Annotated in this window: 22 protein-coding genes; 12 read left to right on the top strand and 10 right to left on the bottom strand. The window is 54.0% G+C overall.

Annotated elements, in window-relative coordinates; genetic code table 11:
• A partial coding sequence (locus H7A81_RS15860; protein WP_182058003.1) for an MFS transporter occupies positions 1-753 on the top strand: 753 nt, incomplete at its 5' end.
• Between the two features lie 2 nt (positions 754-755).
• On the opposite strand, the gene sfnG is transcribed toward H7A81_RS15860, so the two are convergent.
• Positions 756-1844, bottom strand: coding sequence for a dimethylsulfone monooxygenase SfnG (gene sfnG / locus H7A81_RS15855; protein WP_182058002.1), 1089 nt, complete (start codon positions 1842-1844; stop codon positions 756-758).
• Between the two features lie 217 nt (positions 1845-2061).
• On the opposite strand from sfnG, the gene H7A81_RS15850 reads away from it, so the two are divergent.
• The gene (locus tag H7A81_RS15850; protein ID WP_058962008.1) at positions 2062-2514 is read left to right on the top strand and encodes a GNAT family N-acetyltransferase; all 453 of its coding nucleotides are present in this window, start codon (positions 2062-2064) and stop codon (positions 2512-2514) included.
• Here the strand turns inward: H7A81_RS15850 and H7A81_RS15845 are convergent.
• Positions 2507-3388 carry a LysR family transcriptional regulator gene (locus tag H7A81_RS15845; protein ID WP_097118741.1) on the bottom strand — a complete coding sequence of 294 codons (882 nt, stop codon included), beginning with the start codon at positions 3386-3388 and terminating at the stop codon, positions 2507-2509. The genes H7A81_RS15850 and H7A81_RS15845 overlap by 8 nt on opposite strands.
• A gap of 129 nt (positions 3389-3517) precedes the next feature.
• Between H7A81_RS15845 and H7A81_RS15840 the strand changes: the two genes are divergently transcribed.
• Entirely contained in the window at positions 3518-4363 is an 846-nt protein-coding gene (locus tag H7A81_RS15840) for an MBL fold metallo-hydrolase (RefSeq protein WP_370529959.1), read from the top strand.
• On the opposite strand, the gene H7A81_RS15835 is transcribed toward H7A81_RS15840, so the two are convergent.
• The 3 genes from H7A81_RS15835 to H7A81_RS15825 all read right to left on the bottom strand — a co-directional run bounded on the left by H7A81_RS15835 (position 4360) and on the right by H7A81_RS15825 (position 6926).
• Positions 4360-4710: a helix-turn-helix transcriptional regulator gene (locus H7A81_RS15835; RefSeq protein WP_166932487.1), complete on the bottom strand. Its 351-nt coding sequence runs from the start codon at positions 4708-4710 to the stop codon at positions 4360-4362. The genes H7A81_RS15840 and H7A81_RS15835 overlap by 4 nt on opposite strands.
• Before the next feature lie 87 nt (positions 4711-4797).
• Entirely contained in the window at positions 4798-5739 is a 942-nt protein-coding gene (locus H7A81_RS15830; RefSeq protein ID WP_182058001.1) for a sugar phosphate isomerase/epimerase, read from the bottom strand.
• 8 nt (positions 5740-5747) lie between these two features.
• Positions 5748-6926: a Gfo/Idh/MocA family protein gene (locus tag H7A81_RS15825; protein ID WP_166932483.1), complete on the bottom strand. Its 1179-nt coding sequence runs from the start codon at positions 6924-6926 to the stop codon at positions 5748-5750.
• Positions 6927-7383: 457 nt separating this feature from the next.
• Between H7A81_RS15825 and H7A81_RS15820 the strand changes: the two genes are divergently transcribed.
• From H7A81_RS15820 to H7A81_RS15800, 5 genes are all read left to right on the top strand, one after another.
• Complete coding sequence (locus tag H7A81_RS15820; protein ID WP_182058000.1) at positions 7384-8397, top strand: LacI family DNA-binding transcriptional regulator; 1014 nt, start codon at positions 7384-7386, stop codon at positions 8395-8397.
• A gap of 17 nt (positions 8398-8414) precedes the next feature.
• Positions 8415-9239 carry a sugar phosphate isomerase/epimerase gene (locus tag H7A81_RS15815; RefSeq protein WP_166932479.1) on the top strand — a complete coding sequence of 275 codons (825 nt, stop codon included), beginning with the start codon at positions 8415-8417 and terminating at the stop codon, positions 9237-9239.
• A 273-nt stretch (positions 9240-9512) separates the two neighbouring features.
• On the top strand, positions 9513-10241 hold the full coding sequence (locus H7A81_RS15810; protein ID WP_182057999.1) for a gluconate 2-dehydrogenase subunit 3 family protein: 729 nt from the start codon (positions 9513-9515) through the stop codon (positions 10239-10241).
• Between the two features lie 18 nt (positions 10242-10259).
• A complete protein-coding gene (locus tag H7A81_RS15805; protein WP_182057998.1) occupies positions 10260-12029 on the top strand; it encodes a GMC family oxidoreductase in 1770 nt (589 codons plus the stop codon).
• A 2-nt stretch (positions 12030-12031) separates the two neighbouring features.
• Positions 12032-13345 (top strand): cytochrome c, encoded by a 1314-nt coding sequence (locus H7A81_RS15800; RefSeq protein WP_182057997.1) that lies wholly within the window; start codon positions 12032-12034, stop codon positions 13343-13345.
• Positions 13346-13597: 252 nt separating this feature from the next.
• Here H7A81_RS15800 and H7A81_RS15795 read toward each other — a convergent pair whose 3' ends face one another.
• Both H7A81_RS15795 and H7A81_RS15790 read right to left on the bottom strand, forming a co-directional pair.
• On the bottom strand, positions 13598-14062 hold the full coding sequence (locus tag H7A81_RS15795) for a heme-degrading domain-containing protein (RefSeq protein WP_034830236.1): 465 nt from the start codon (positions 14060-14062) through the stop codon (positions 13598-13600).
• A 93-nt stretch (positions 14063-14155) separates the two neighbouring features.
• On the bottom strand, positions 14156-15169 hold the full coding sequence (locus H7A81_RS15790) for a LacI family DNA-binding transcriptional regulator (RefSeq protein WP_182057996.1): 1014 nt from the start codon (positions 15167-15169) through the stop codon (positions 14156-14158).
• A 199-nt stretch (positions 15170-15368) separates the two neighbouring features.
• On the opposite strand from H7A81_RS15790, the gene H7A81_RS15785 reads away from it, so the two are divergent.
• Positions 15369-16565, top strand: coding sequence for an L-talarate/galactarate dehydratase (locus tag H7A81_RS15785; RefSeq protein WP_182058005.1), 1197 nt, complete (start codon positions 15369-15371; stop codon positions 16563-16565).
• Here the strand turns inward: H7A81_RS15785 and clcA are convergent.
• Positions 16562-17965: a H(+)/Cl(-) exchange transporter ClcA gene (gene clcA / locus H7A81_RS15780; RefSeq protein WP_160866994.1), complete on the bottom strand. Its 1404-nt coding sequence runs from the start codon at positions 17963-17965 to the stop codon at positions 16562-16564. The genes H7A81_RS15785 and clcA overlap by 4 nt on opposite strands.
• Before the next feature lie 100 nt (positions 17966-18065).
• Complete coding sequence (locus tag H7A81_RS15775; protein ID WP_160834154.1) at positions 18066-18413, bottom strand: cupin domain-containing protein; 348 nt, start codon at positions 18411-18413, stop codon at positions 18066-18068.
• Between the two features lie 264 nt (positions 18414-18677).
• Between H7A81_RS15775 and glsB the strand changes: the two genes are divergently transcribed.
• Positions 18678-19604, top strand: a complete 927-nt coding sequence (glsB, locus tag H7A81_RS15770; protein WP_058962017.1) for a glutaminase B — start codon at positions 18678-18680, stop codon at positions 19602-19604.
• 4 nt (positions 19605-19608) lie between these two features.
• On the opposite strand, the gene H7A81_RS15765 is transcribed toward glsB, so the two are convergent.
• Positions 19609-20550 (bottom strand): D-2-hydroxyacid dehydrogenase, encoded by a 942-nt coding sequence (locus H7A81_RS15765; RefSeq protein WP_182057994.1) that lies wholly within the window; start codon positions 20548-20550, stop codon positions 19609-19611.
• Between the two features lie 186 nt (positions 20551-20736).
• On the opposite strand from H7A81_RS15765, the gene H7A81_RS15760 reads away from it, so the two are divergent.
• Positions 20737-21153, top strand: a complete 417-nt coding sequence (locus tag H7A81_RS15760) for a DUF2946 domain-containing protein (RefSeq protein ID WP_182058004.1) — start codon at positions 20737-20739, stop codon at positions 21151-21153.
• Between the two features lie 62 nt (positions 21154-21215).
• On the top strand, positions 21216-21454 hold a 239-nt coding region (locus H7A81_RS15755), incomplete at its 3' end, for a PepSY domain-containing protein (protein ID WP_182057993.1).

Here is a 21454-nt window from a genome sequence, read left to right as displayed (position 1 = left end):
GTGATGGGGATTTCAGCCAGTATTGCATCAGGGATTGCGGTGCCGCTGGCTGAAATCAGCTCCGCAGGTTGGCGTCTGTCGCTCGCGGTGTGGCTGGTGCCCGCGTTTATCGCGCTGCTCGCCTGGCTACCTTTTCTGAAAAAGTCGGGGCCGCAGGTGCACACCGCAGTAACCCACAGCGTGACGCGATCGCCCTGGCGCTCAGCATTGGGGTGGCAAGTTTCGCTGTTTATGGCCAGTCAGTCACTGCTGTTCTATACCCTGATTGGCTGGTTCACCCCGTTTGCGCAAGACAACGGTATTAGCCAGGTTGAGGCAGGCGGCATGCTGTTCGTCTATCAGATCGTCGCCATCGTTTCCAATCTCGCCTGCATGAGCGCCCTCAAACGACTGCGCGATCAGCGCGCTATTGGCTTTGTCGCTTCATTCCTGATTTTTGTTGCGGTGAGCGGCTTGCTGCTGCTGCCGTCATGGTCACTTTTGTGGCTGATTCTGGCTGGATTGGGCGCGGGCGCATCGCTGGTGATCAGTCTTTCATTGTTTAATCTGCGCACTCAGGATCATCGCCAGGCATCAAAACTCTCCGGCATGGCGCAGTGCGTCGGTTACGGGCTGGCGGCACTTGGCCCGCTGTGCTTCGGTATGCTACATGATGCCAGCGGTAACTGGCTGGTGCCGCTGATCATGTTGCTGGCGGTCACCGTGGTTCAGATGGTGATGGCGCTACTGGCGGGCCGCGCCCGCCATATTTGATATCAGGCGGAGACCCGACTTTCCTGACGTTCCAGTTCACGCACTAGCGGAATCACTTCGCGGCCGAAGAATTCGACGTCCTCATGGAAGTGCAGAAACGCCAGCAGCAACAAATCGACGCCAACTCGCTTCAACGCCATGATGCGCTCGGCGATCTGTTGTGGGGTGCCAATTAAATTGGTCTTAAAGCCGTCGTTATACTGCACCAGATCTTCAAACGACGACTTTGCCCAGTTGCCCTCACCTTCCGGTGACGCACTTCCCGCGTTTTTCACCTCATGCTGGAAACCTTTAACGGCATCCGGATTGGCTTTTGCGATGATTTCCTGCAGAACGGACTGTGCTTCCTGCTCTGAATCGCGGGCGATGACAAAACCGTTTAAACCAATTTTAACCTGATGTCCGTGCGTGATGGCTTTCGCCTGAATGTCTTCAATTTGCTGCTGAACGCCCTCCGGCGTATTGCCGTTGGTGAAGTACCAATCCGACACGCGTGCCGCCATATCACGCGCTGCACGGGAACTGCCGCCCTGGAAGATTTCAGGTAAAGGTAAAAGAGGTTTGGGTTTTAATGCGTAATCGCGGAAGCGATAGAAGTCTCCGGCAAAGGTGAAGCTGTCTTCACGCCAGATACCTTTAAGGCAGCGGATAAATTCTTCAGACCGTAGGTAACGCTCTTCATGATCGAGCCAGGGTTCGCCAATCGCTTTAAATTCGCCCCGGAACCAGCCGCTGACAATGTTAACGGCAATGCGTGGACCGTAAAGATGGCTGATGGTAGCGATCTGCTTGGCGGCCAGCACGGGATTCCATGGGCCGGGCAGCAGTGCGGCAATCACTTTGAGCGTTGAGGTATGGCTCAGCAAGTCCTGTGAGAAGGTCACCGATTCATGCTGGTTATCTGCACCGTATCCGGCAGTAAATCGAATCTGCGTCAGGGCATAGTCGAATCCTGCCTTTTCAGCGATTTTTGCCAGTTCGCGATTATACTCCGCGTCCCAACGGGTGCGCTGTTCAATCTGACTGATCACCAATCCACCGGACACATTGGGCACCCAGTAAGCAAATTGCAGGGGTTTCTTATCTGACATCGGCTTCTCCTGTCGATATATAGCTTAAAAATATGAATTTCTATCAAGTTCAATCTTTTCGATATATAAAGGGCAATGCAGCAGTTGTGCCAAATTTGCATGAATTTAAGCAGTTGATTTTATTAAGATGAGAGCGTTACTTAACGGGTGAGTAGTTGCAAATACAACAGCCGTTGTAAAACGCCCGTCGCCACTGCAACAGTGAGAGGAGAAGAAATTGAATCTGCGCGTTGAAACAATTACCCCGTATGTCCCCGGATTTTCGTCACTCAAAGCGGAGAGCATCGACCTGGGTTTCAATATGCTTCGCAGGCTCGATGATAATTGGCGCAACGGCACCAATTGTTTCGATCTCCCTGGCGAAAAGCTATTGGGGCTGTTTTCATGCCATCAACTGATTGGTGTTGGCGGGCTGAATCAGGACCCATTCATGACAAATTGTCGGGCTGGCAGGGTTCGTCATCTCTATTTAGGTCAATGTTATCGCGGCATGGGGCTGGGAACGTTGTTACTGCAACAGATCATTCAGGATGCGGTCATCCATTTTGCTCTGATCAATACCCATGCACCGCACGCAGCGTATTCCTTCTATGAACGGTTGGGTTTTCATTGCTTAGCGGATCAGGATATCAGCACGCATCGGCTACAGCTCATTGCCGCGACTAAGTGAGCGCATCCCTCCTCGGTAGCGCGTCAATAAACTCCCGAATCTGCGGCCTGTTATCGTCCTTCCGCCACACAGCATATAAGGTTATCTCCAGCGGTAACCACGGCAGCATCACCAGTGAAACGGTATCTGCGACCCGACTCGCCAGGCTTTGTTGAATGAAGGTAAACCCCAGGCCCGCTTCCACGCAGGCCAGGGCAGCCAGCGGCCCGTTCACCTCAAAGGTAATATCCGGCTGGAAACCCGCTTGCTCACATGCAGCCAGTAAGCGGGCGCGCGCAGCTGGATTGAGGTGCGCATGATCGGCGATCCAGCGCTGTTTTTGTAAATCTGCCGGTGTGGGTGTAGCGATGGTTTGTGCTTTTGGCATGACTAACAGAATCGGTTCCGTCAGCACTTTTTTCTGCAAAAACCAGTCGCCCTTTTCGGGAGGGGTATGCAGTAGCGCTACATCCAGCGCCCTTTCCTCAAGTAATTCGCGTTGTTGCTGGGATCGCATCGCGTGCAGATGGATAGCGGTGCCGCTTTGCTGATCAATCCGGGCAATGGCATCTGGCAGTATGCGCGAATGTATCGCCGCCTCAACATAACCAATATCCAGACGCCCCCTGGCCGTCTGCGTCAGGCTGCGGCCATAATCGGTGAGACGCGCATGATGTTGCAGAAAAGGCGTGACCTCATCCAGAAATTTTCGCCCTGCTTCCGTCAATCGCAGACGCTTTTTCTCACGATGAAACAGCGTGACGCCGAGTTCACTCTCAAGTTGTTGAATTTGCCTGCTCAGCGGGGATGCCGAGATATGCAGCTTTTCCGCCGCCTGACCGACATGTTCCAGCAGCGCCACAGTCGCAAAAGATCGCAATAATTTAATGTCCACAGCTTTTTCGGTCTCAACTCAGTCGAAAAGGATGATAGTCACACCCGCCGGTTCCCTGCAATATTTCATTGCTGATGCAGCTTAATGATTAAACAGCGTTTTCTCTTTCGGTGAAGAACAAAGGCGGTAATGATGGTCAAACATTTCTCCTCACAACGCGTGGGTCACTATCTGGTCACGGCTATCAGTGATGGCACCATGAAAGCCAGCCTTACGCTGCTCTCCGGCATTGATATCCCCTGCGCAGAGTCAATTCAAGCGCAATCGGGTATCGATGTGCCGGGTGATATTCATATTTACTGTTATCTGATTCGCGGTGAAGGACGCACGATCTTGATTGATAGCGGCATGGGCGCCGTCAATCATATTGGCGGGGAATTGCAGCCTAATCTGTTAGCGCTGGGTGTTAACCCCGACGCCATTGATACTCTGTTGCTCACGCATTGCCATCCCGATCATATTGGCGGCTTACTAACGGCCAACGGTCAACCCGCCTTTGTGAATGCGCAACTTTATCTCTCTACGGCTGAAGCGGTATTTTGGCGGGATGATGAAAAGCTTGAAACAGCCAACGAACGCACTCAGAGAAATGCCTTATTAGTGCGTCGTACGCTGGAGACCTATGAGCCCAATCTGCACCTGATTGAACAGGATAGAATCACTGCGGATATTCACGCCATCCCTCTGCCAGGCCACACGCCAGGCCATACCGGATACCTGATTGATTCATGCGACGAACGTCTACTGATCTGGGGAGATATCGTGCATTACCCGCATATTCAGTTAGCCCGACCAGAAGTTTCCATTTCCTTTGATAACGATCCGGCACTGGCTGAAGCCACGCGCAAAGCAATTCTCAAACAGGTTTCAAGGGACAAAACGCGGGTAGCAGGCATGCACTTTGGCGCATCCGCATTTGGCTATATTGAGGGTGATGTGCGCTCCGGCTATCTGTTGCGGCCAAAAACGGATTAAGACGCTGAGCTGTGAAAGTCGTTGACGGTGCCACGCGTCAGACCATCCAGCGTGGTAGCCGTAAGAAATGCATCCAGCAGCCCGGGGAAGCGTGCGTCCAGGTCGTCACGACGCAGTGACAAGAGGTTTTCACGGCCTGAAGGTTTCTGCCAGATGACGCCACTGTCGCGCAGCACGCGCCAGTGATGCGTTAAGGTGGATTTGGACACGCCCTTCAGCAGCGATCCGCACGTGTGCTCACCCCCCTCAGCCAGGATAGCGACCACACTCATGCGCAGGGGATTGCCGAGCGCGGCCAATACATTTTCCAGACGGATTTCATCGCGCTGCGGGTGATTTTCCAGCATAGGCTGCCTCATGATAGTTCGTATAAACACGAAGTATCGGGCAGCGGATGCGGGATGTACAGCGCGGCAGCACACCGCGCTCAACGCCTACTGACTGATGGTCTGTTTCAACGCGGCAATCGATGAGGTGATGCCCGCTTCCACCGACATGGTGAGATCTTCCATTTCCAGTGAGACCCAGTCGTTGTAGCCCATCATACGGACCACGGAGAAGAACTCCTTCCACCACTGCAAATCCTGGCCGCAGCCCACAGCAACGTAGTTCCAGGCGCGGTTTGCCACATCCTCCACCGGTTTGGTTTCCAGCAGACCGTTGATATTGACCAGACCCCGTTCCATCCGCACATCTTTACCATGGCAGTGATGAATCGCCGGCCCCAGCGCCCGAGTTGCGGCAATCGGATCGGCGCCCATCCACAGTAAATGGCTGGGATCAAGGTTCAGCCCTACCATGTCGCCCACCGCATTGCGCAGCCGGAACAGGGTCTCTGGATTCCACACCAGCATGGAGCTGAAGTTCTCCAGCGCAAATTTCTCGACCCCACTTTGCTTCGCGCGCGCCACCAGCCCTTGCCAGTAAGGGATCGCCACTTCATTCCATTGATAGTCGAGGCAGTTTTTCAGTGTCGGTGGCCAGCTCACGGTATAGGTGATCCAATTGGGAATGGTGTCATGCGGGCTGGCAGGCGGTAACCCACTCATCATGACTATTTTCTTCACACCCAACTCACCCGCTAACGCCAGGGCATTTTCGGTATCGCGTTGATGCTTTTGACCAAGTTCACCGGGATCCAGCGGATTACCCGATACATTCAGAGCAGCAATCGACATCCCGCGACTTTCCAGTGCTTTCAACAAGTTCTGGCGCTGTGTGGCACTGCCCAGTAACGCTTCTGTCGGCAAATGTGGCGCAGAGGACCAGCCACCCGTCGTCATTTCAACGCCGTAAACACCCAGTTCCAGCAGTTTGTCCAGCATTTGCTCAAACGGCAGATGCCCCAGGCTGTCGGTACAAAAAGAGAGTTTCATGGCAGTCCTTATTGGTAGTTGACCCAGGTCGCGCCGTTGTCGGCAGAACGAACACAGTTTTCAATCCATCGCACGCCTTCCAGCCCGGCATTAATGTCGGGATAGATCAGGTTATCAAGCGTGTGCTGATCGCCACGCTGGGTGGCACTGATAGCGATGGCAAATTTGAGGTAGATGTTGGCCCAGGACTCGGCCAGGCCTTCAGTATGCAATGCACCCAGACGCTCATCCGCCAGCGCACTTTCATGCAAATACGGCATACCGTGATGCATCAGTTGATTTGGCTGGCCCTGCACTTCGTATTTCAATTCGCCCGGGTTGTAATCACTCCACTCCAGACTGGCGCGTGAACCGATAATACGGATACTTTGGCTGTCCATTGAACCGGCGTTGATCGATGAAGCCCACATGCGCCCTACCGCCCCGTTGTCGTAATGCATCAGCACCATCGCGTTATCTTCCAGCGGTGCGCGTGAGGGAATAAAGCTTTGGCGATCGCACAGCAGCGATTTGACTTTCAGCTGCGGCAGCACCAGCTGCGAAATGTAGAAGGTGTGAGTGGAGATATCGCCCAGTACAAACGAGGGGCCGGCGATTTTTGGATCGACACGCCATTTCTGTGCTTCGCTAAATTTATCGGCACTGTCATTGGCGCTGAAGCCGTGGGTATATTGCAGCTCCACCATACGCACTTCGCCGATTTCGCCGTTGGCGATCATGGCTCGCATCTGCATCAACAATGGATGGCCGGAGAAGCCGTATGTCACGCCGACGATGAGCTTTTTCGCCTCTGCCAGCGCTTTAATCTCCTGCGCTTCCGCGCTGGTGAAGAACAGCGGTTTTTCACAAATCACATGAATACCGGCATTCAGCGCCGCTTTCGTGATCTCATAATGGGTGCCATTGGGGGTGGCGATTGATACCACTTCCACCCCATCGTCACGCTTTGCCTCTTCCTCAAGCAACTGCTGGTAGTGGTCATAACAACGTTCCGGCGCAAGTCCAAGATTGACGCCAAATTCGCGCCCACGTGTAGCATCAATATCAAAGGCGCTGGCGACCATCTGGTAGGCGGTATTATCACGCAAGGCACCGGACCGATGTTTATAACCCACCTGACTCAGGCGGCCGCCACCGATCATTGCCCAGCGGAGCGGGCGTGGAATGTGTTTTTCACCATTTAACATAGTCACTCCTGTTTTTTTTGCACCCGGGTGCAAATTAGGTTGAGGGTAGATGTTCTTATCTGTTACTGCTGATTCTTGTTATTTATTCACGCACTGGAATCCATTGCACTGCACGTACTGCCGTACTTCACGAGATGCTACCGAGTGCAAATCTCATCAGAATCGGGCCTGAAAAGGATGATTCTTGTGCTTACAAGCGCTGAATGTCAGCGATGCCGACTTTTTAGTCAATCTGGCAACATGCAATTCAGCGAAGAAGATCACAAAAACCGTTAAATTTGCACCCGAATGCAAAACTCATTGCAATCGGGTGCAAAGATCAAACATAATCGTAACATCATAAAAACAGGGTTATTCGATGTCATTTGCCTCATTTGCCTGCGCTTAGGTGTTTATTTTCAGTTGGCTTTCACGTTCAATGCAGGGGACTCCGCCTTTTTATCCCTACGCAGGTGCTATGAATAAACCAACAAAGAAGCCCCACAAAGCCACAGCAAGTGATGTCGCACGACTTGCCGGCGTCTCAAAATGGACCGTATCCCGCGCTTTCACGCCCGGTGCATCCATCTCTGACAAGGCGCGTGAACAGATATTGAAAATCGCCGCAGAATTGGGCTATCGCCCTAACCTGCTGGCGCGCAGCCTGTCGCAGAAGAAAACGCACATTATCGGCGTGGTGATCGATGAGATGAAGAATCCTCACTCGATGCTGATGCTCGACATGGTCACGCGTCAGTTGCAACAGCGCGGCTATATGGCGTTGTTGCTGAATATTGGTAGCGGAAAAAATTACAGCGCCGTGCTGACGCTCGCCGATCAGTTGCAAGTGGATGGACTGCTATTTCTCGGCACCGTGTTAACCGACGAACTGATTAGCGTGGCGCGCGAGATGCATCAGATTCCGCTGGTGCAGGTGTGCCGAAACAATGACGAGCCCGATATCGATGTGGTGAACGTTGACGGTTTACGCGCGGGTAAACAGCTGGGCGAACTGTTGCTGGCACAGGGCTACACCCGTATCGGCTATATGATGGGACCGGAAACCAGCAGCCATCATACCCAGCGCCTGGATGGCCTAAAGCTGGCACTCCAGGAGGCTGGATTGACGCTGGAATTACTGCTCACTGCAGGCGAGTACTCTCGTGAGCGGAGTTATGAAGTGCTGAGTGATTATCTCAACTCGCACGCCCCTCAGCAGCGGGTTGACGCCCTGTTTTGCGAGAACGACATTTTGGCACTCGGCGCATTGACGGCGCTTAAAGAGCATGCAGGCAACCGTTTTATGGCGGTGGTGGGTTTTGATGATATCGATGAAGCCAGTTTGTCCAGCTGGCAACTGACCACGTTTAGCCAGCGATTGGATTTAATTGTCAATGAAGCCCTCAACCGCTTGATTGACGGAAAGGCCACTCCAGGTGGTGTTTGGTCTCAGGGAGAATTGCGCTTACGACGCTCTCACCTGAAACCCTGAGGTAACAAGGAGGAGAGATGAAGTTGTCACTGCATGGTGTTTCTGTCTGGTACAGCAATGCCGTCACTCAGTTACGCATCGCCCACGAAACAGGCTACAGCGGACTGGAGATTCTGCCTGAACATCTGTATCGCTATCTGGATAACGGCGGCAGTTACGCAAAATATCGTGATCTGCTGGCGAAGTATCAGATTGAGATCACCTGCATTAATGCTTTGAAGCGGATGGGTCGTTTCCAGCCAGAAGAACGTGCTGCCCTGCTGCGTGAAGCGGAGAAAGTGGTACAGGCGGCCGTGGAACTGCGCTGCCCGGTGGTGCAAATTATGGCGTTAACCGAATTAGATCATCTGCCAGACGCCGCACGTGACGCCATCTTGCTGGAAAACCTCTGCGCCATCGCCGATATCGGCAAGCCACATGGCATTAAATTCCAGATAGAAGTGGTGGCCTTCACTGCCTTCAATTCACTGCAACACGCGCTGGATCTGATTAAACAGAGTGGCAAAGATAACCTTGGCGTGGTGGTCGATTTTTGGCACCTGCACGCCGGCGGTGGCACCACACCGGATGAAGTGGCGCGCATGGACAAGGATTTGATCTACGGTGTGCATTTCTGTGATGGTCGCGCCGCCCATCCTGGCGAAGCCTGGGACGAATGGGTGCAACGTAATTACGCGCCCGGCGAGGGCGATGTTGATATTCCAGCCTGGGTGGCGGCAGTGAAAGCCACGGGATATAACGGCGTATGGTCACCGGAATTATTGAGCCCGCGCAACTGGGAAGATGATCTCTGGGATATTGCCCGTCACAGCATCGATGACATGAAAAAATATATTTATTAAAAATAAAGGAGGCCCGAATAACGGGTTTTCCGTGAAGAGATTTGGCAATGGCGGGAAAAATCCAGCCTACGGAATCGCGTGTTGATTAACAACACGCGCATAACGTCTTTCAATACTTTCTGAGAAATCATAATAACGAACATGGATTCGTCGTGGACGGCTGCGCGCTAATTAACGTGTGGCCGGTCTATGTCTGAATGTCCGGAACGTCGTGCTCTGTCAATATTAATCTGCCGTGTCCATCAGACGATGGAATGATTAAGGGAAAGAAGTATGAACCGAAGAGAAGCGCTCTTTTCGCTGAGCGGTATTGTCGCCTCACTTGCCGTGGCACCGCAACTGCGCGCAAAAGAGCTGCACAATGTGCCGCTGGAAACCCAGCTCAGTGCCGACCATTTGCCACAGCCAGCGTGGCAAGACGGTTACCAGGTGCTCACCAACCCACTGGATCGCCAGAATCTACAAGCCATTTTTGATCGTTTAATCCCGGCCGATAAGCTAGGGCCTTCAGCTACTGAAGCGGGCTGTATTGAGTTCCTCGATAATCAGTTAGCGGGAGATTACGGTTCAGGAGCCGCGCTTTATTTGCAGGCTCCACTGCATCCTGAAAACGAAGAAAAAATTATGGGCAGCCCTCAATTTCTCTCCGCACCAAAGGAACGTTATTTAACAGGTTTAAAAGCGCTGGAAAACTGGGCACAAAAAAAATATCAATCCTCCTTCCATGCGTTAAATGCTGAGCAGGTTGATGATTTCCTCACAAAAATGGAAGACGGGAAAATCGATTTGGGGGCAGAGGTGAATAGCCAGGCCTTCTTTGAATTAATGCTACAGAACGCCCGGGAAGGTTATTTAGCCGATCCGATTTACGGCGGTAATAAAAACATGGTGGGCTGGAAGATGATTGGTTTTCCTGGTGCCCGCTATGACTACCGCCCTTATATCGAACGCCGCAATGAAAACCTGGCGCTTATTCCTGTCAGTCTGATCCCCAACGATTAATACCCCGGAGCTGAGTCAATGTCATTAGAGAGAAATAAGGCTGACGTGGTGATCGTTGGTATGGGTTGGGCCGGTTCGGTGATGGCGGAAGAGTTAACCCGCGCCGGGCTAAATGTGGTCGGTATCGAACGTGGCGCGTGGCGAGACACTTCTACCGATTTCCCAGTGGCGATTGATGCCGATGAACTGCGTTTCCACACGCGTCGCAAAATTTTGCAGCCGATGAGTGTCGAAACCACCACGTTCCGCAACCGCAGCGACCAACTTGCCGCACCGGTGCGCAACTGGTCCGCGTATCAGTTTGGCTGGAACGTGGGCGGAGCAGGCACGCACTGGGCAGGCATGTCCTGGCGCTTCACACCGTGGGATTTTGAAGTCGCGACGCAGACCCGTGAACGTTACGGCGCGAAAAAGATGGCTGGCTTACAGTTGCAGGACTGGGGCGTGACCTATGACGAAATGGAACCTTTCTATGATCGCTTCGAGCGCATCGCTGGCACCTCGGGCTACGCCGGAAATCTGAACGGTGAAAAACGCACGGGCGGCAACGTCTTTGAGGGCGCACGCAAACGGGATTACCCAACGCCACCGCTCAAAGATACCCATTGGATGAGCAAGTATCGTAAAACCACCGAGAGCATGGGTTATCACCCCTTCACGGTACCCGCTGGCAACCTGTCTCAAGCTTATGTTAACCCACTAGGCGTTAGCATGGGGCCATGCACCTATTGCGGTTTCTGCGATTTCCACGGCTGCGGCAACTTCTCCAAATCGTCGCCACAGGCCTGCATTTTGCCGGTGTTAATGCGCCGCCCAAACTTCACCTTGCTGACGGAGACAGAAGTCCTGCATGCCGTGAAGCATGAAGATGGCAAAACCGTGAAAGGCGTGAAATTTGTCACTCAGGATGGCGTGGAAGGTTTCCAGCCTGCCGATGTTGTATGCTTCACCGCTTACCAGATGGATAACGTGCGCCTGATGCTGCTCTCCGGCGTCGGAGAGAAATACGATCCGCTCACCGGCCGTGGCACCATTGGTCGCAACTACAACTATCAGACGTGTTCAAGCGTGACCGGTTTCTTTGATAACGAATACATGAACCCGTTTATCGGCGGCGGTGCTTTAGCCGTGCAGATCGATGATTTTAACGGTGACAACTTCGATCATAGCGACCTCGATTTTATTGGTGGCGCGGGGATTATGGGCTTCTCCACCAATGGCCGTCCGATTCAAAACATGAACGGCCTGCGTCCCGGCACCAAACGCTGGGGAAGCGAATGGAAGGCCGGTTATGCGCGTGATTACCAAACGGCGGGCACCATCTTCTGCCAGGGCACGTCGATGCCAATGCGTGAAGCTTACCTCGATCTCGATCCCAACTACAAAGATCGCCACGGCCAACCCCTCCTCCGCCTGACATTCGACTGGAACCAAAATGATCAGCGCATGGCGAAATTTGTTACCGATCGCGCGATCAACATCATGAAAGAAGTCGGCGGTCAGCACATTGTGGTCGATAACCAAGCCGAGAAAAGCTGGAACCCTTACATGCAGCACAGCTCGCACACCATTGGCGGCGCAGTCATGGGTGCCGATCCGAGTACTTCCGCGCTCAACACTTACTTGCAAAGCTGGGATGCGCATAATTTGTTTGTGGTCGGTGCCTCGGCCTTCCCCAACAATGGCGGCTACAACCCAACAGTCACCGTGGGTGCGTTGGCGGTGCGTGCGGCGCAAGCTATCCACCAGAAGTACATCAATAATCCGGCACCGCTGGTGGGAGCATAATCATGGCGAAGGCAAAGAAAATTACCTATACCCTCGCGGCGTTGGCCGTGGTCGCCGCCATTGGCGTGACCGGCAGAATGTGGGTGGTGATGGACAGCTCACGTTCAAATGTGGCTGATGATAAGGTCAGGTTAGCCGATTTCCACAGCAGTGACGCAGATGCCATTAAACGTGGCGAATATGTGATGCGCCTGGCGGATTGCGCGGCGTGCCACAACGCGGACTTTTCCGGCGGCTACAAGATCGACACCCCCTTTGGTGCACTGCAAACCTCCAACATTTCACCCGATCGTGAAACCGGCATCGGCAACATGACGGAGCACGATTTCTTTAATGCGGTCCGTCAGGGACGCGGCGAACACGGCTTCCTTTATCCTGCGATGCCTTACACCGCTTATACGCAGATGAGCGATGCCGACATGCACGATCTCTGGGCCTATTTCTCTGTGCAGAAGCCAGTGAAAAATGCCATCGACGAAAACGCAGGCATGAACTTCCCGTATAACATTCGTCTGGCGATGGCGGGTTGGAACCTGTTGTTCTTCGATAACAGTGCGTTCAAGCCTCAGAGTGCGCAGAATGATGCCTGGAACCGTGGTAAGTACATCGTTGACGGCCCCGCGCACTGTAGTGTGTGCCACACCGCACGTAATGCGTTAGGAGGAGAGATCAGCAGCCAGTATCTGCAAGGTGGCAACTTAGGGACATGGTATGCACCTGATATCTCGCCGAATCCTCATGCTGGCATCGGAAAATGGAGCGATGAGCAGATCGCGGAATATCTGAAAACCGGCTCCAACGGGGAGAGTGTTGCGGCCGGTCCGATGGCAGAAGCGGTTGAGCACTCAACGCAATATTTCAATGATCAGGACCTGAAAGCCATTGCCACCTATTTGCGCAGCCTGCCCGCTTCTGCAACGGCTAAGCCAACTGCATTTGTGATGGATAAGACGAAACACGATCAGGCGGCACTGCGCTATGAGGTGGACTGCTCAGCCTGCCATGGCTTGTCGGGAGAAGGTATCACGGGGATGGTGCCGGCTTTTGCGGGTAACACCGCGATGCAGAATGATCCCACCAACATGATCCATGCGCTGTTGGATGGGGCGCGAGCGCCGCACACTGAAGGACGCCCAACGTCTGCCGGCATGCCTGCCTTCTCATGGAAATTGAACGATCAAGAGATGGCAGATGTGATCAACTACGTGCGCAATTCATGGGGCAACGAGGCTGCCGAGGTGAAAGCCAGCGATGTTGCCACGCTGCGCAAAGCCACGGATGCGGGAGATAAGCTGAAAGTACCGGCAGCGAAATAACGGCTTCTCGTTATTCATCAACGCGCCGCTATTCCTTTCTGTGCAAAGAATAGCGGCGCAATCTCTGAAGTGAATTCCGAAAATTGGACACCATGCCAACGAGTAGGGGGTTCAACAATGAGCAGTCGTAAGCATTCACCGGAATTTAAAAAACAGGCCGCTCTGTATCACTCCCCTCATCCAACAACCATTAACATTTTCGCTAAACCGGCTTTCCAGTTTTGTGCTCGATGACGTCTCATTGCGCCGGAATTAGCGCAGCAGTTGGTTGATTCCCCACAGCGCTAAAGCATGATCGTCTTCAGAAGGTAAGCCACTGATGCTAACTGCACCAATGATCGCGCCCTGCGGGCTGAGCAGCGGGAAGGAGCCACCGTGATCGGTGTAATCTTCCTGGCGAATGTTACGCTGCTGCGCCATACGTTCGCCCTTCTGCTCATTAGCGAACCCTACATACATCGAAGAGTGGCCGGTCAACAGCACCGTATTGCGTTTACGACGCATCCACTCCAGATTTTCGGGCGCGGAACCGGGTAACGCCGCCAGAAACAGCACCTGCCCAAAAGCATAAACTTCGATAGCAATTGGCGCATTCATTTCGCGGCCACGCTGTTGAATGCCCTGACCAATTTGCCAGGCCAAATCGAAATCAAACTGCGGTAAACGGTGCTCAGCTTCCTGCTGTAGCAGGGTTTCTAATGAAGGCAGTGCTGACATTGATAGAATCCTCTCAAAATGAAATTTATTTTCCACTTTTTATAACATGGAAAATATTTTTCGCATGTGATGAGGATCGCAGTTCAGTTTGGGTTAACCCGAATCACGCGACACCATGGTAAACCCCATATCAATAATCAGATTTTCCACCGTCTGATTTTGTAGACGCTTTAACAATTGCTCTGCAGCAAGTTCACCCATGCGGTGCCGGTCAATGCGAACCGTTGAAATCGCCGGATAATTTGCCGCTGCGAAATCCAGGTCGCCAAAACCAATCACCGCCAGCTGCTGCGGAATGCTTAAACCACGCGCCTGCGCCGCCATCAATGCGCCCTGCGCCAGCGTGTCTGAACTGCACACCAGCACATCGACATCTGGATGTTGCTCCAGCAATTGTGAACTGGCTTCGCGACCGCGTGCCATTAGCGCCGGGAGTTGAACGGGCACATCAGCCAGCGGTTCTATATCCAATGACATTAACGCATCCAGCAAGCCCTGTTTACGCTGCAATGCGCGGCGGTCATCTGTCCATATCAGACCCGGCTTTTGATAACCGCGCTCGGCAAGGTAAGCGGCAACGCGCGCGCCGATTTTCTCATGAGAAAAACCCACCAGCATATCGATAGGGGTGGGCGTCATATCCCAGATTTCGACTACCGGGACATTGGCTTGTAACAACACTTTTTTCAGCTGCACGCTGTGATGAATTCCGGTGAGCACGATGCCATCCGGGCGGCGAGACAACAGCGTGGCTACGGTTTCAGCTTCTGTTTCCGCTTCATAACCAGTGACACACAACAGCATGTGATAGCCCTGCGCACTCAGGCTGTCATTCAGGCTCTGAATGGTGTCCACGAACATGTTGTTATTGATTTGCGGCACCACAACGGCAATCAGGCGACTACGATTGCTCGCCAGACTGCCCGCTTGCGCGTTGGGAATGTAGCCGGTGGCGCTGATTGCCGCTTTGACTTTGGCGACAGTCGCCGGTCGAACCAGATGCGGGGAATTGAGCGCACGACTCACCGTCATCGGCGAGATTCCCGCGACGCGGGCGACATCTTCCAGCGTAGGGGCAGCATTGCGCTCGGGGTTGCGTAGTTTCATGGCGGCTCAGGGTAGAAGCAGATAGCGCTAGCATAGCAGGCCGCCCTATCAAAGCCAGCGCAAAACGCTGCGAATGTTAGGGCTATCATTTAAATCCCCGAATTGTCCATTCTGTGATCGGCTCTGCATTAAAGCTCAACGTTATTGGCGCATAGTCTTCTCCGATTCAAAATGTTAGCGCAATCATTTACAGGAGAACATCATGTCGAGTGTGAATTCCAGTGCCGTAAGCTATGCCAAAACAACAGGAGCCGGTAATGCCTCCGAGAGCGGTGACCGCATCGTTTGGGTCAATCTGTCACTGGCGTTTTTGCCGCTGGCCACGCCGGTGAGCGATGCCAAAGTGCTGACTGGACGCCAGAAGCCGCTGACAGAAGTGGCGATCATCGTGGCGGAGATCGAAACGCGTGACGGTTTCCAGGGCATCGGTTTTAGCTATTCCAAACGCGCGGGCGGCCAGGGCATTTACGCCCATGCTTGTGAAATTGCCGATGCGCTGATTGGTGAAGATCCCAATGACATCGACAAGATTTACACCAAACTGCTGTGGGCAGGCGCGTCCGTGGGCCGCAGCGGCATGGCGGTGCAGGCGATTTCACCGTTTGATATTGCGCTTTGGGATATGAAAGCACGGCGTGCCCAATTACCCCTGGCGAAGCTAATCGGCGCTCATCGTGATTCCGTGCAGTGCTACAACACTTCGGGCGGTTTCCTGCATACGCCACTTGATCAGGTGATCAAAAATGTGGCGATCTCGCGTGAAAATGGCATTGGCGGCATCAAACTCAAAGTCGGCCAACCGAATACTGCTGAAGACTTGCGTCGCCTCACTGCAGTGCGTAAGACACTGGGCGATGATTTCCCGTTAATGGTGGACGCGAACCAGCAGTGGGATCGTGAAACAGCGATTCGCATGGGACGTAAGATGGAGCAATTCAATCTGGTGTGGATCGAAGAACCGCTCGATGCCTATGACGTGGAAGGCCACGCAGCACTGACTACCGCGTTAGATACGCCGATTGCCACCGGTGAGATGCTCACCAGCTTCCGTGAACATGAGCAACTCATCCTTGGCAACGCCAGCGACTTTGTGCAGCCGGATGCGCCGCGCGTGGGCGGTATTACGCCATTCCTGCAGATCATGGGTCTGGCGGCGCGCCACGGACGTAAACTGGCACCCCACTTCGCGATGGAGATTCACATTCATCTCGCAGCAGCCTATCCGATTGAACCCTGGCTGGAGCATTTTGAATGGCTCAACCCGCTGTTCAATGAGCAGTTAGAACTGCGTGACGGCCGTATGTTGATCTCCGATCGTCACGGCCTCGGCTTCAGTCTTAGCGAACAGGCGCGCCGCTGGACCACGCTGACACACAGCGTGGGTAAACGTCCTTAGTGGATCTTTGCGCTGGCGTGACCGCTGAGCTGAGCCTTAGCCAGCGTGCGCGCCAGAATCGAAGAGTACAGCGGTTTGCCGCCAAAGAACTGTGCAGCAAGGGTTGCGCCCAGGCAGGTGATGATCATCGGCAGAATCAGCTGATAGTTATTGGTCATTTCCAGTACCAGCACAATGCCGGTTAAGGGCGCGCGCACCGAAGCGGCAAACAGTGCGCCCATGCCGGCCACGGCAAAAGTCGCGGCCTCCAGTTGATAACCGGGGAACCAGTGAATGCACAGTTGACCGAAACAGGTACCCAGCAAGGTGCCCAGGGTGAGCATCGGCGCAAAGATCCCGCCCGGCGCGCCTGAAGAGAAGCAGCAAATTGTCACCAATGTCCGCAGGGCGAACAGACCGAACAAGGCCAGCGCGCTGTAACTTCCCGCTGAGAAATCGGGAATCAGTGTAATTCCGCCGCTCACCGCAGCAGGCAGAAACAGGCCAAGCACACCACACAATCCCGCCAGCAGGCTGCCCCACATTACCCAGGCGGCAATGCGGCCTTGATGTAATCGTTGAAACTGATCCTGCGCGAGAAATATCAGGCGGTTAAACGCCACACCGCAGCCGCCAAACAGGATGCCAAGCAACAAATAGAGCCAAAGCGTGTTGGTAGGCGCATCGCGCAACTGGCCGATGTTGATAATGGCTTCATTACCATTGCATAAACGAAATACGATGCTGGAAACGATCACGCCGACAAACACTGCTTTGATTGAAATCAGGCTGTAGCGAAACTGCGGACGCATCTCCTCAATAATAAACAGGATGCCTGCCAGCGGCGCATTGAAAGCAGCCGACAAACCCGCCGCTGCGCCAGTGGCGATTAAGGTATGCCGGGATTCAGACGACTTAACGCGGAACAGATCCAGACACATACCGCCAATATTGCCGCCGATCTGCACGGTTGGGCCTTCGCGCCCCAACACCATGCCTGAGCCCAGCGCTCCCATACCGCCAAGAAACTTCACCGGCAGCACGCGCCACCAGCGCACCGGACGCAGCTCTTCCAGTGCCCCTTCGATTTCGGGAATGCCTGAACCACCCGCTTCCGGCGCGAATCGCCGCACCAGATAATAACCAATGGCCCCCAATACAGCGGAAACCAGAAAAGCACACAGGACCTTAAAAAGGGGATGAGTGGCAGCGTTTTCCAGCCAGTTCAGGCGCGAATGCAGGATGAAATTCACCGCGCGGTCAAAGGCAACACCGACCAAACCGGTAAGCACACCGACCAGTGCGGCGAGCAGCAATAAAGCCACGGGTGTTTTATCGCGGCGCAGCAGCTTTTGCAGCAGCATAAAACGTCCGGCGCGCATGGCGTTCTCAGGCTGACTGGCATTTTGCGAAACAGACATGCAGATCCTCAATAACATCAGCGCCGCCATTCCAGCGACGAAAAGGCGTCAGCATAGCTAACTCAGGCGATCGCGTAACGCAATCATTGGCAACAGAATTTTACGGTTGGCTGGGCAGTTCACCATAATGTACCGCCAGCCACACCGTAGGGCCCTGGCTATCGGTCCAGCAAACGCGATGGCGGCAGCCTGCCGGAATATCGATAAAATCGCCGGGTAACAGTGTGCGCGCTTCGCTTTCGCCTTCCAACTGCAATCCAGCCGAACCCTGTAAAATCATCACCCATTCACCTTGCGTCTGGCTGTACCAAAAATCGGGCGGACTGGCCTGCCCGGTTGAAACGATACGTTCAATCAGGAGATTGGGTTGTGACAACAGCGCTTCGAAGGTTTCAGCGCTGCCGCTTTGCACCGCTGACGGAAAATCACGCAACAGATTGGTCAACATAATGTGAGCCCGATGTTTTTGCTGGATTTATGCACTGTAACGCAGGCTTCACCCGGAAGGCTCACAGAATTTTACGTCGCCCGTTGACGAGTTAGGGGCAAATCACCATGATCCTGGCCTTAAAGATTATGCTGTCTCTACTACCGCACTTCGATTGCCATTCTCTTGATTGCGCAGCTGATAGCGGCTTCATGACTGCAGATACGCGCTATGAAACAAGCCGCAAACGTATTTGAAACGGAAAAACAAGAAAATTGGAGCCATCTGGTGTCAGAACTCACGAATGGATTGCTGGAAGAAATTGTCGCTGAAGTCCGTCCTTTAACGCGACAGGGCAAGGTGGCGGACTACATTCCCGCATTGGCCGGTGTCGATGCTGATCAGCTCGGCATCGCCATTGTCACACCCGATGGTCAGCGCTTTCAGGCTGGCGATGCTTCCACGCGTTTTTCCATTCAGTCGATCTCCAAAGTGCTATCACTCACGGTCGCGTTGACGCTGTATGACGATGCCGAGATCTGGCAGCGTGTGGGTAAAGAACCTTCCGGTCAGGCGTTTAACTCGCTGGTGCAGTTGGAGCTGGAACAGGGCAAACCCCGCAATCCCTTCATTAACGCCGGTGCGCTGGTGATGTGTGACTTGCTGGAGAGTCGTTTAACTGCCCCGCGCCAGCGTATGCTGGAGATTGTGCGCCGCCTGGCTCAGCAAAGCGACATCAACTATGACCGTGTGGTTGCGCGCTCTGAATACGAGCATTCCGCTCGCAATGCCGCCATTGCCTGGCTGATGAAATCATTTGGCAATTTCCACAATGATGTCAGCAAAGTGATGGAAACCTACTTCCATTACTGCTCACTCTCCATGAGCTGTGAAGAGCTGGCGCGCACCTTTCTCTATCTCGCTAACCAGGGACGCAGTCAGCACGATGAGTGGGCCGTGATCTCACCGCGTCAGGCACGCCAGGTCAATGCGCTGATGATGACCAGCGGCATGTATGACGGTGCAGGCGAGTTCGCCTGGCGTGTGGGAATGCCCGCAAAGTCGGGCGTAGGTGGCGGCATTGTCGCGGTCATCCCCGGTGAGATGTGTATCGCGGTGTGGTCGCCGGCGCTGGATCACTCCGGTAACTCTCTGGCGGGCACCGCGCTGCTGGAGAAACTCACCGAGCGACTGGGCCGCTCGATTTTTTAAGCGCTTAGCTCACCACATGCGATGGATTGCCCTGAGCAAAGCCCTCGAGATTAGCTTCAATACCGCGCAACAGATTGTTCACTCCCTGCTGGCTGGCCCAGGCGATATGCGGTGTCAGCAGCAGGTTAGGAATATCCGGTTGCAACAGCGGATGATCGGCTGCCGGTGGTTCACTGCTGAGCACATCCAGCGCTGCACCAGCAATCACACCCTGACGCAGCGCGTGGGCCAGTTCCGTTTCATTGATCAGTCCACCGCGTGCAGTGTTGATTAGCCAGGCTGACGGCTTCATCTGCGCCAGCGCCTGCAAATCGATTAACTGCTGAGTTTGCGGCGTCAGCGGGCAATGCAAGCTCAACACATCACTACGCGCCAGCACCTCTTCAAACGGAACATAACCAGCGCGCGGCGCTGAACTGCCTTTGCGGTCCGCGTAGAGTACCGTCATGCCGAGCGCTTCTGCCATCGCACCCACCGCGCTGCCGATGTCGCCTTTGCCGACAATCCCTAAGGTCGCACCGAAAATGTCCTGAATCGGCTGGCGATGCACACAAAAATGGGACGATGCAGGCCAGGCCGCGCGCGTGCTGTTGGCGTAATCCACCAGATGGCGACGCAGGGCAAATAAGGCGGCAATCACGCCTTCGGAGACGCTTCGCGTGGAGTAGCCGGGCACATTACTGACCACAATGCCGCGTTCACGACATGCATCCAAATCGATGCAGTCGTAACCCGTTGCCGCGACACAGATGTAGCGCAGATCCGGCAACTGTTTCAGTGTTTCCGCGCGCAGCGGCACTTTGTTGGTGATGGCAATCTGCGCGCCCTTTAAGGCAGAAATAATGTCGTGCTGTGCCGTTGTTCCACGAAAATCCCATTCCGCACACCACTCCGGGCGTGTCGGCGGTGTAGGCAGCGTATCACCATCCAGCATCACTATTTTCATCGCTTCTCCGTTTACATGTTTCCGCACTGTTCTCATCAGGTTGCATTTAGGTTAACAAATACAGCGCGTAAAGTGACTTTTTTCAAAAGGTGCGAATTTTTTCTAAATTAGCCTGAGTTTCTGTAACCCTTCTGCGGCAATGGCGTTACACTTCGGCCTCATTTGTTGAATCATTTCGTCGCCGCCATGATCTTTTCACATCAACTTCGCCAGCGCCTGACTGCCTGTATCGCCATCCTGGCGGTGCTGCTGCTGTTTGTCGCGCCGATCGTATCGAAGTCGTTGATGGAACGGCAAAGCCGCATGATGGATATGCCATCCCACGGCATGACGTCTGAAATGTCGATGCATCATCACGAAATGATGATGGATATGGCGATGCCGGGCATGGACCATCACATGATGGAAGACGGTGAATTCGCCTGCGGCTACTGTGACCTGCTGGTGCATGTGCCGTTGATGATGTGGGTGTTCATCCCGTTCATCTGGCTGATGATGGTGATTTCTCGCGCCCCACCGCTGCCGCCTCTGCAGGCTCCGGTGATCCGACGCTTTAGCCCAACACACCGTCCGCGTGCGCCGCCTGCTGTTCTCTCCTGCTGATAACATCATTAACGACGCACCTTTTTGCGTCACGGCATTCTCTAACCGGAAGGAAGACGGCTTTGTCTGCTGCTCACTCTGCAGCACCGCGTGGTGCGGTGCTTAATCTACTTCGTCGCTTACATTTTTATATTGGCCTGTTTGTCGCGCCCTTTATTTTTGTCGCGGCACTCAGCGGCACGCTCTATGTGCTGACGCCACAACTGGAAAACGTCATCTACTCCGATGCGTTAACGGCACAACCCAATGGCCTTGCCCAGCCACTGTCTGCGCAAATCAGCGCGGCACGCGCCTACGCAGG

This window comes from Pantoea sp. ME81 (genome assembly GCF_903970985.1).
Classification (GTDB): domain Bacteria; phylum Pseudomonadota; class Gammaproteobacteria; order Enterobacterales; family Enterobacteriaceae; genus Pantoea; species Pantoea communis.
Note: the sequence above shows the minus strand (reverse complement) of the source record. Positions and strands in the feature narration are given on the sequence as shown.

Bases quoted from the DNA above. Each gene is read 5' to 3' on its own strand.
- sfnG (WP_182058002.1), bottom strand. From the start codon at position 1,844: ATGTCAGATAAGAAACCCCTGCAATTTGCTTACTGGGTGCCCAATGTG.
- H7A81_RS15840 (WP_370529959.1), top strand. From the start codon at position 3,518: ATGATGGTCAAACATTTCTCCTCACAACGCGTGGGTCACTATCTGGTC.
- H7A81_RS15835 (WP_166932487.1), bottom strand. From the start codon at position 4,710: ATGCTGGAAAATCACCCGCAGCGCGATGAAATCCGTCTGGAAAATGTA.
- H7A81_RS15830 (WP_182058001.1), bottom strand. From the start codon at position 5,739: ATGAAACTCTCTTTTTGTACCGACAGCCTGGGGCATCTGCCGTTTGAG.
- H7A81_RS15825 (WP_166932483.1), bottom strand. From the start codon at position 6,926: ATGTTAAATGGTGAAAAACACATTCCACGCCCGCTCCGCTGGGCAATG.
- H7A81_RS15820 (WP_182058000.1), top strand. From the start codon at position 7,384: ATGAATAAACCAACAAAGAAGCCCCACAAAGCCACAGCAAGTGATGTC.
- H7A81_RS15815 (WP_166932479.1), top strand. From the start codon at position 8,415: ATGAAGTTGTCACTGCATGGTGTTTCTGTCTGGTACAGCAATGCCGTC.
- H7A81_RS15810 (WP_182057999.1), top strand. From the start codon at position 9,513: ATGAACCGAAGAGAAGCGCTCTTTTCGCTGAGCGGTATTGTCGCCTCA.
- H7A81_RS15805 (WP_182057998.1), top strand. From the start codon at position 10,260: ATGTCATTAGAGAGAAATAAGGCTGACGTGGTGATCGTTGGTATGGGT.
- H7A81_RS15800 (WP_182057997.1), top strand. From the start codon at position 12,032: ATGGCGAAGGCAAAGAAAATTACCTATACCCTCGCGGCGTTGGCCGTG.
- H7A81_RS15795 (WP_034830236.1), bottom strand. From the start codon at position 14,062: ATGTCAGCACTGCCTTCATTAGAAACCCTGCTACAGCAGGAAGCTGAG.
- H7A81_RS15790 (WP_182057996.1), bottom strand. From the start codon at position 15,169: ATGAAACTACGCAACCCCGAGCGCAATGCTGCCCCTACGCTGGAAGAT.
- clcA (WP_160866994.1), bottom strand. From the start codon at position 17,965: ATGTCTGTTTCGCAAAATGCCAGTCAGCCTGAGAACGCCATGCGCGCC.
- H7A81_RS15775 (WP_160834154.1), bottom strand. From the start codon at position 18,413: ATGTTGACCAATCTGTTGCGTGATTTTCCGTCAGCGGTGCAAAGCGGC.
- H7A81_RS15765 (WP_182057994.1), bottom strand. From the start codon at position 20,550: ATGAAAATAGTGATGCTGGATGGTGATACGCTGCCTACACCGCCGACA.
- H7A81_RS15760 (WP_182058004.1), top strand. From the start codon at position 20,737: ATGATCTTTTCACATCAACTTCGCCAGCGCCTGACTGCCTGTATCGCC.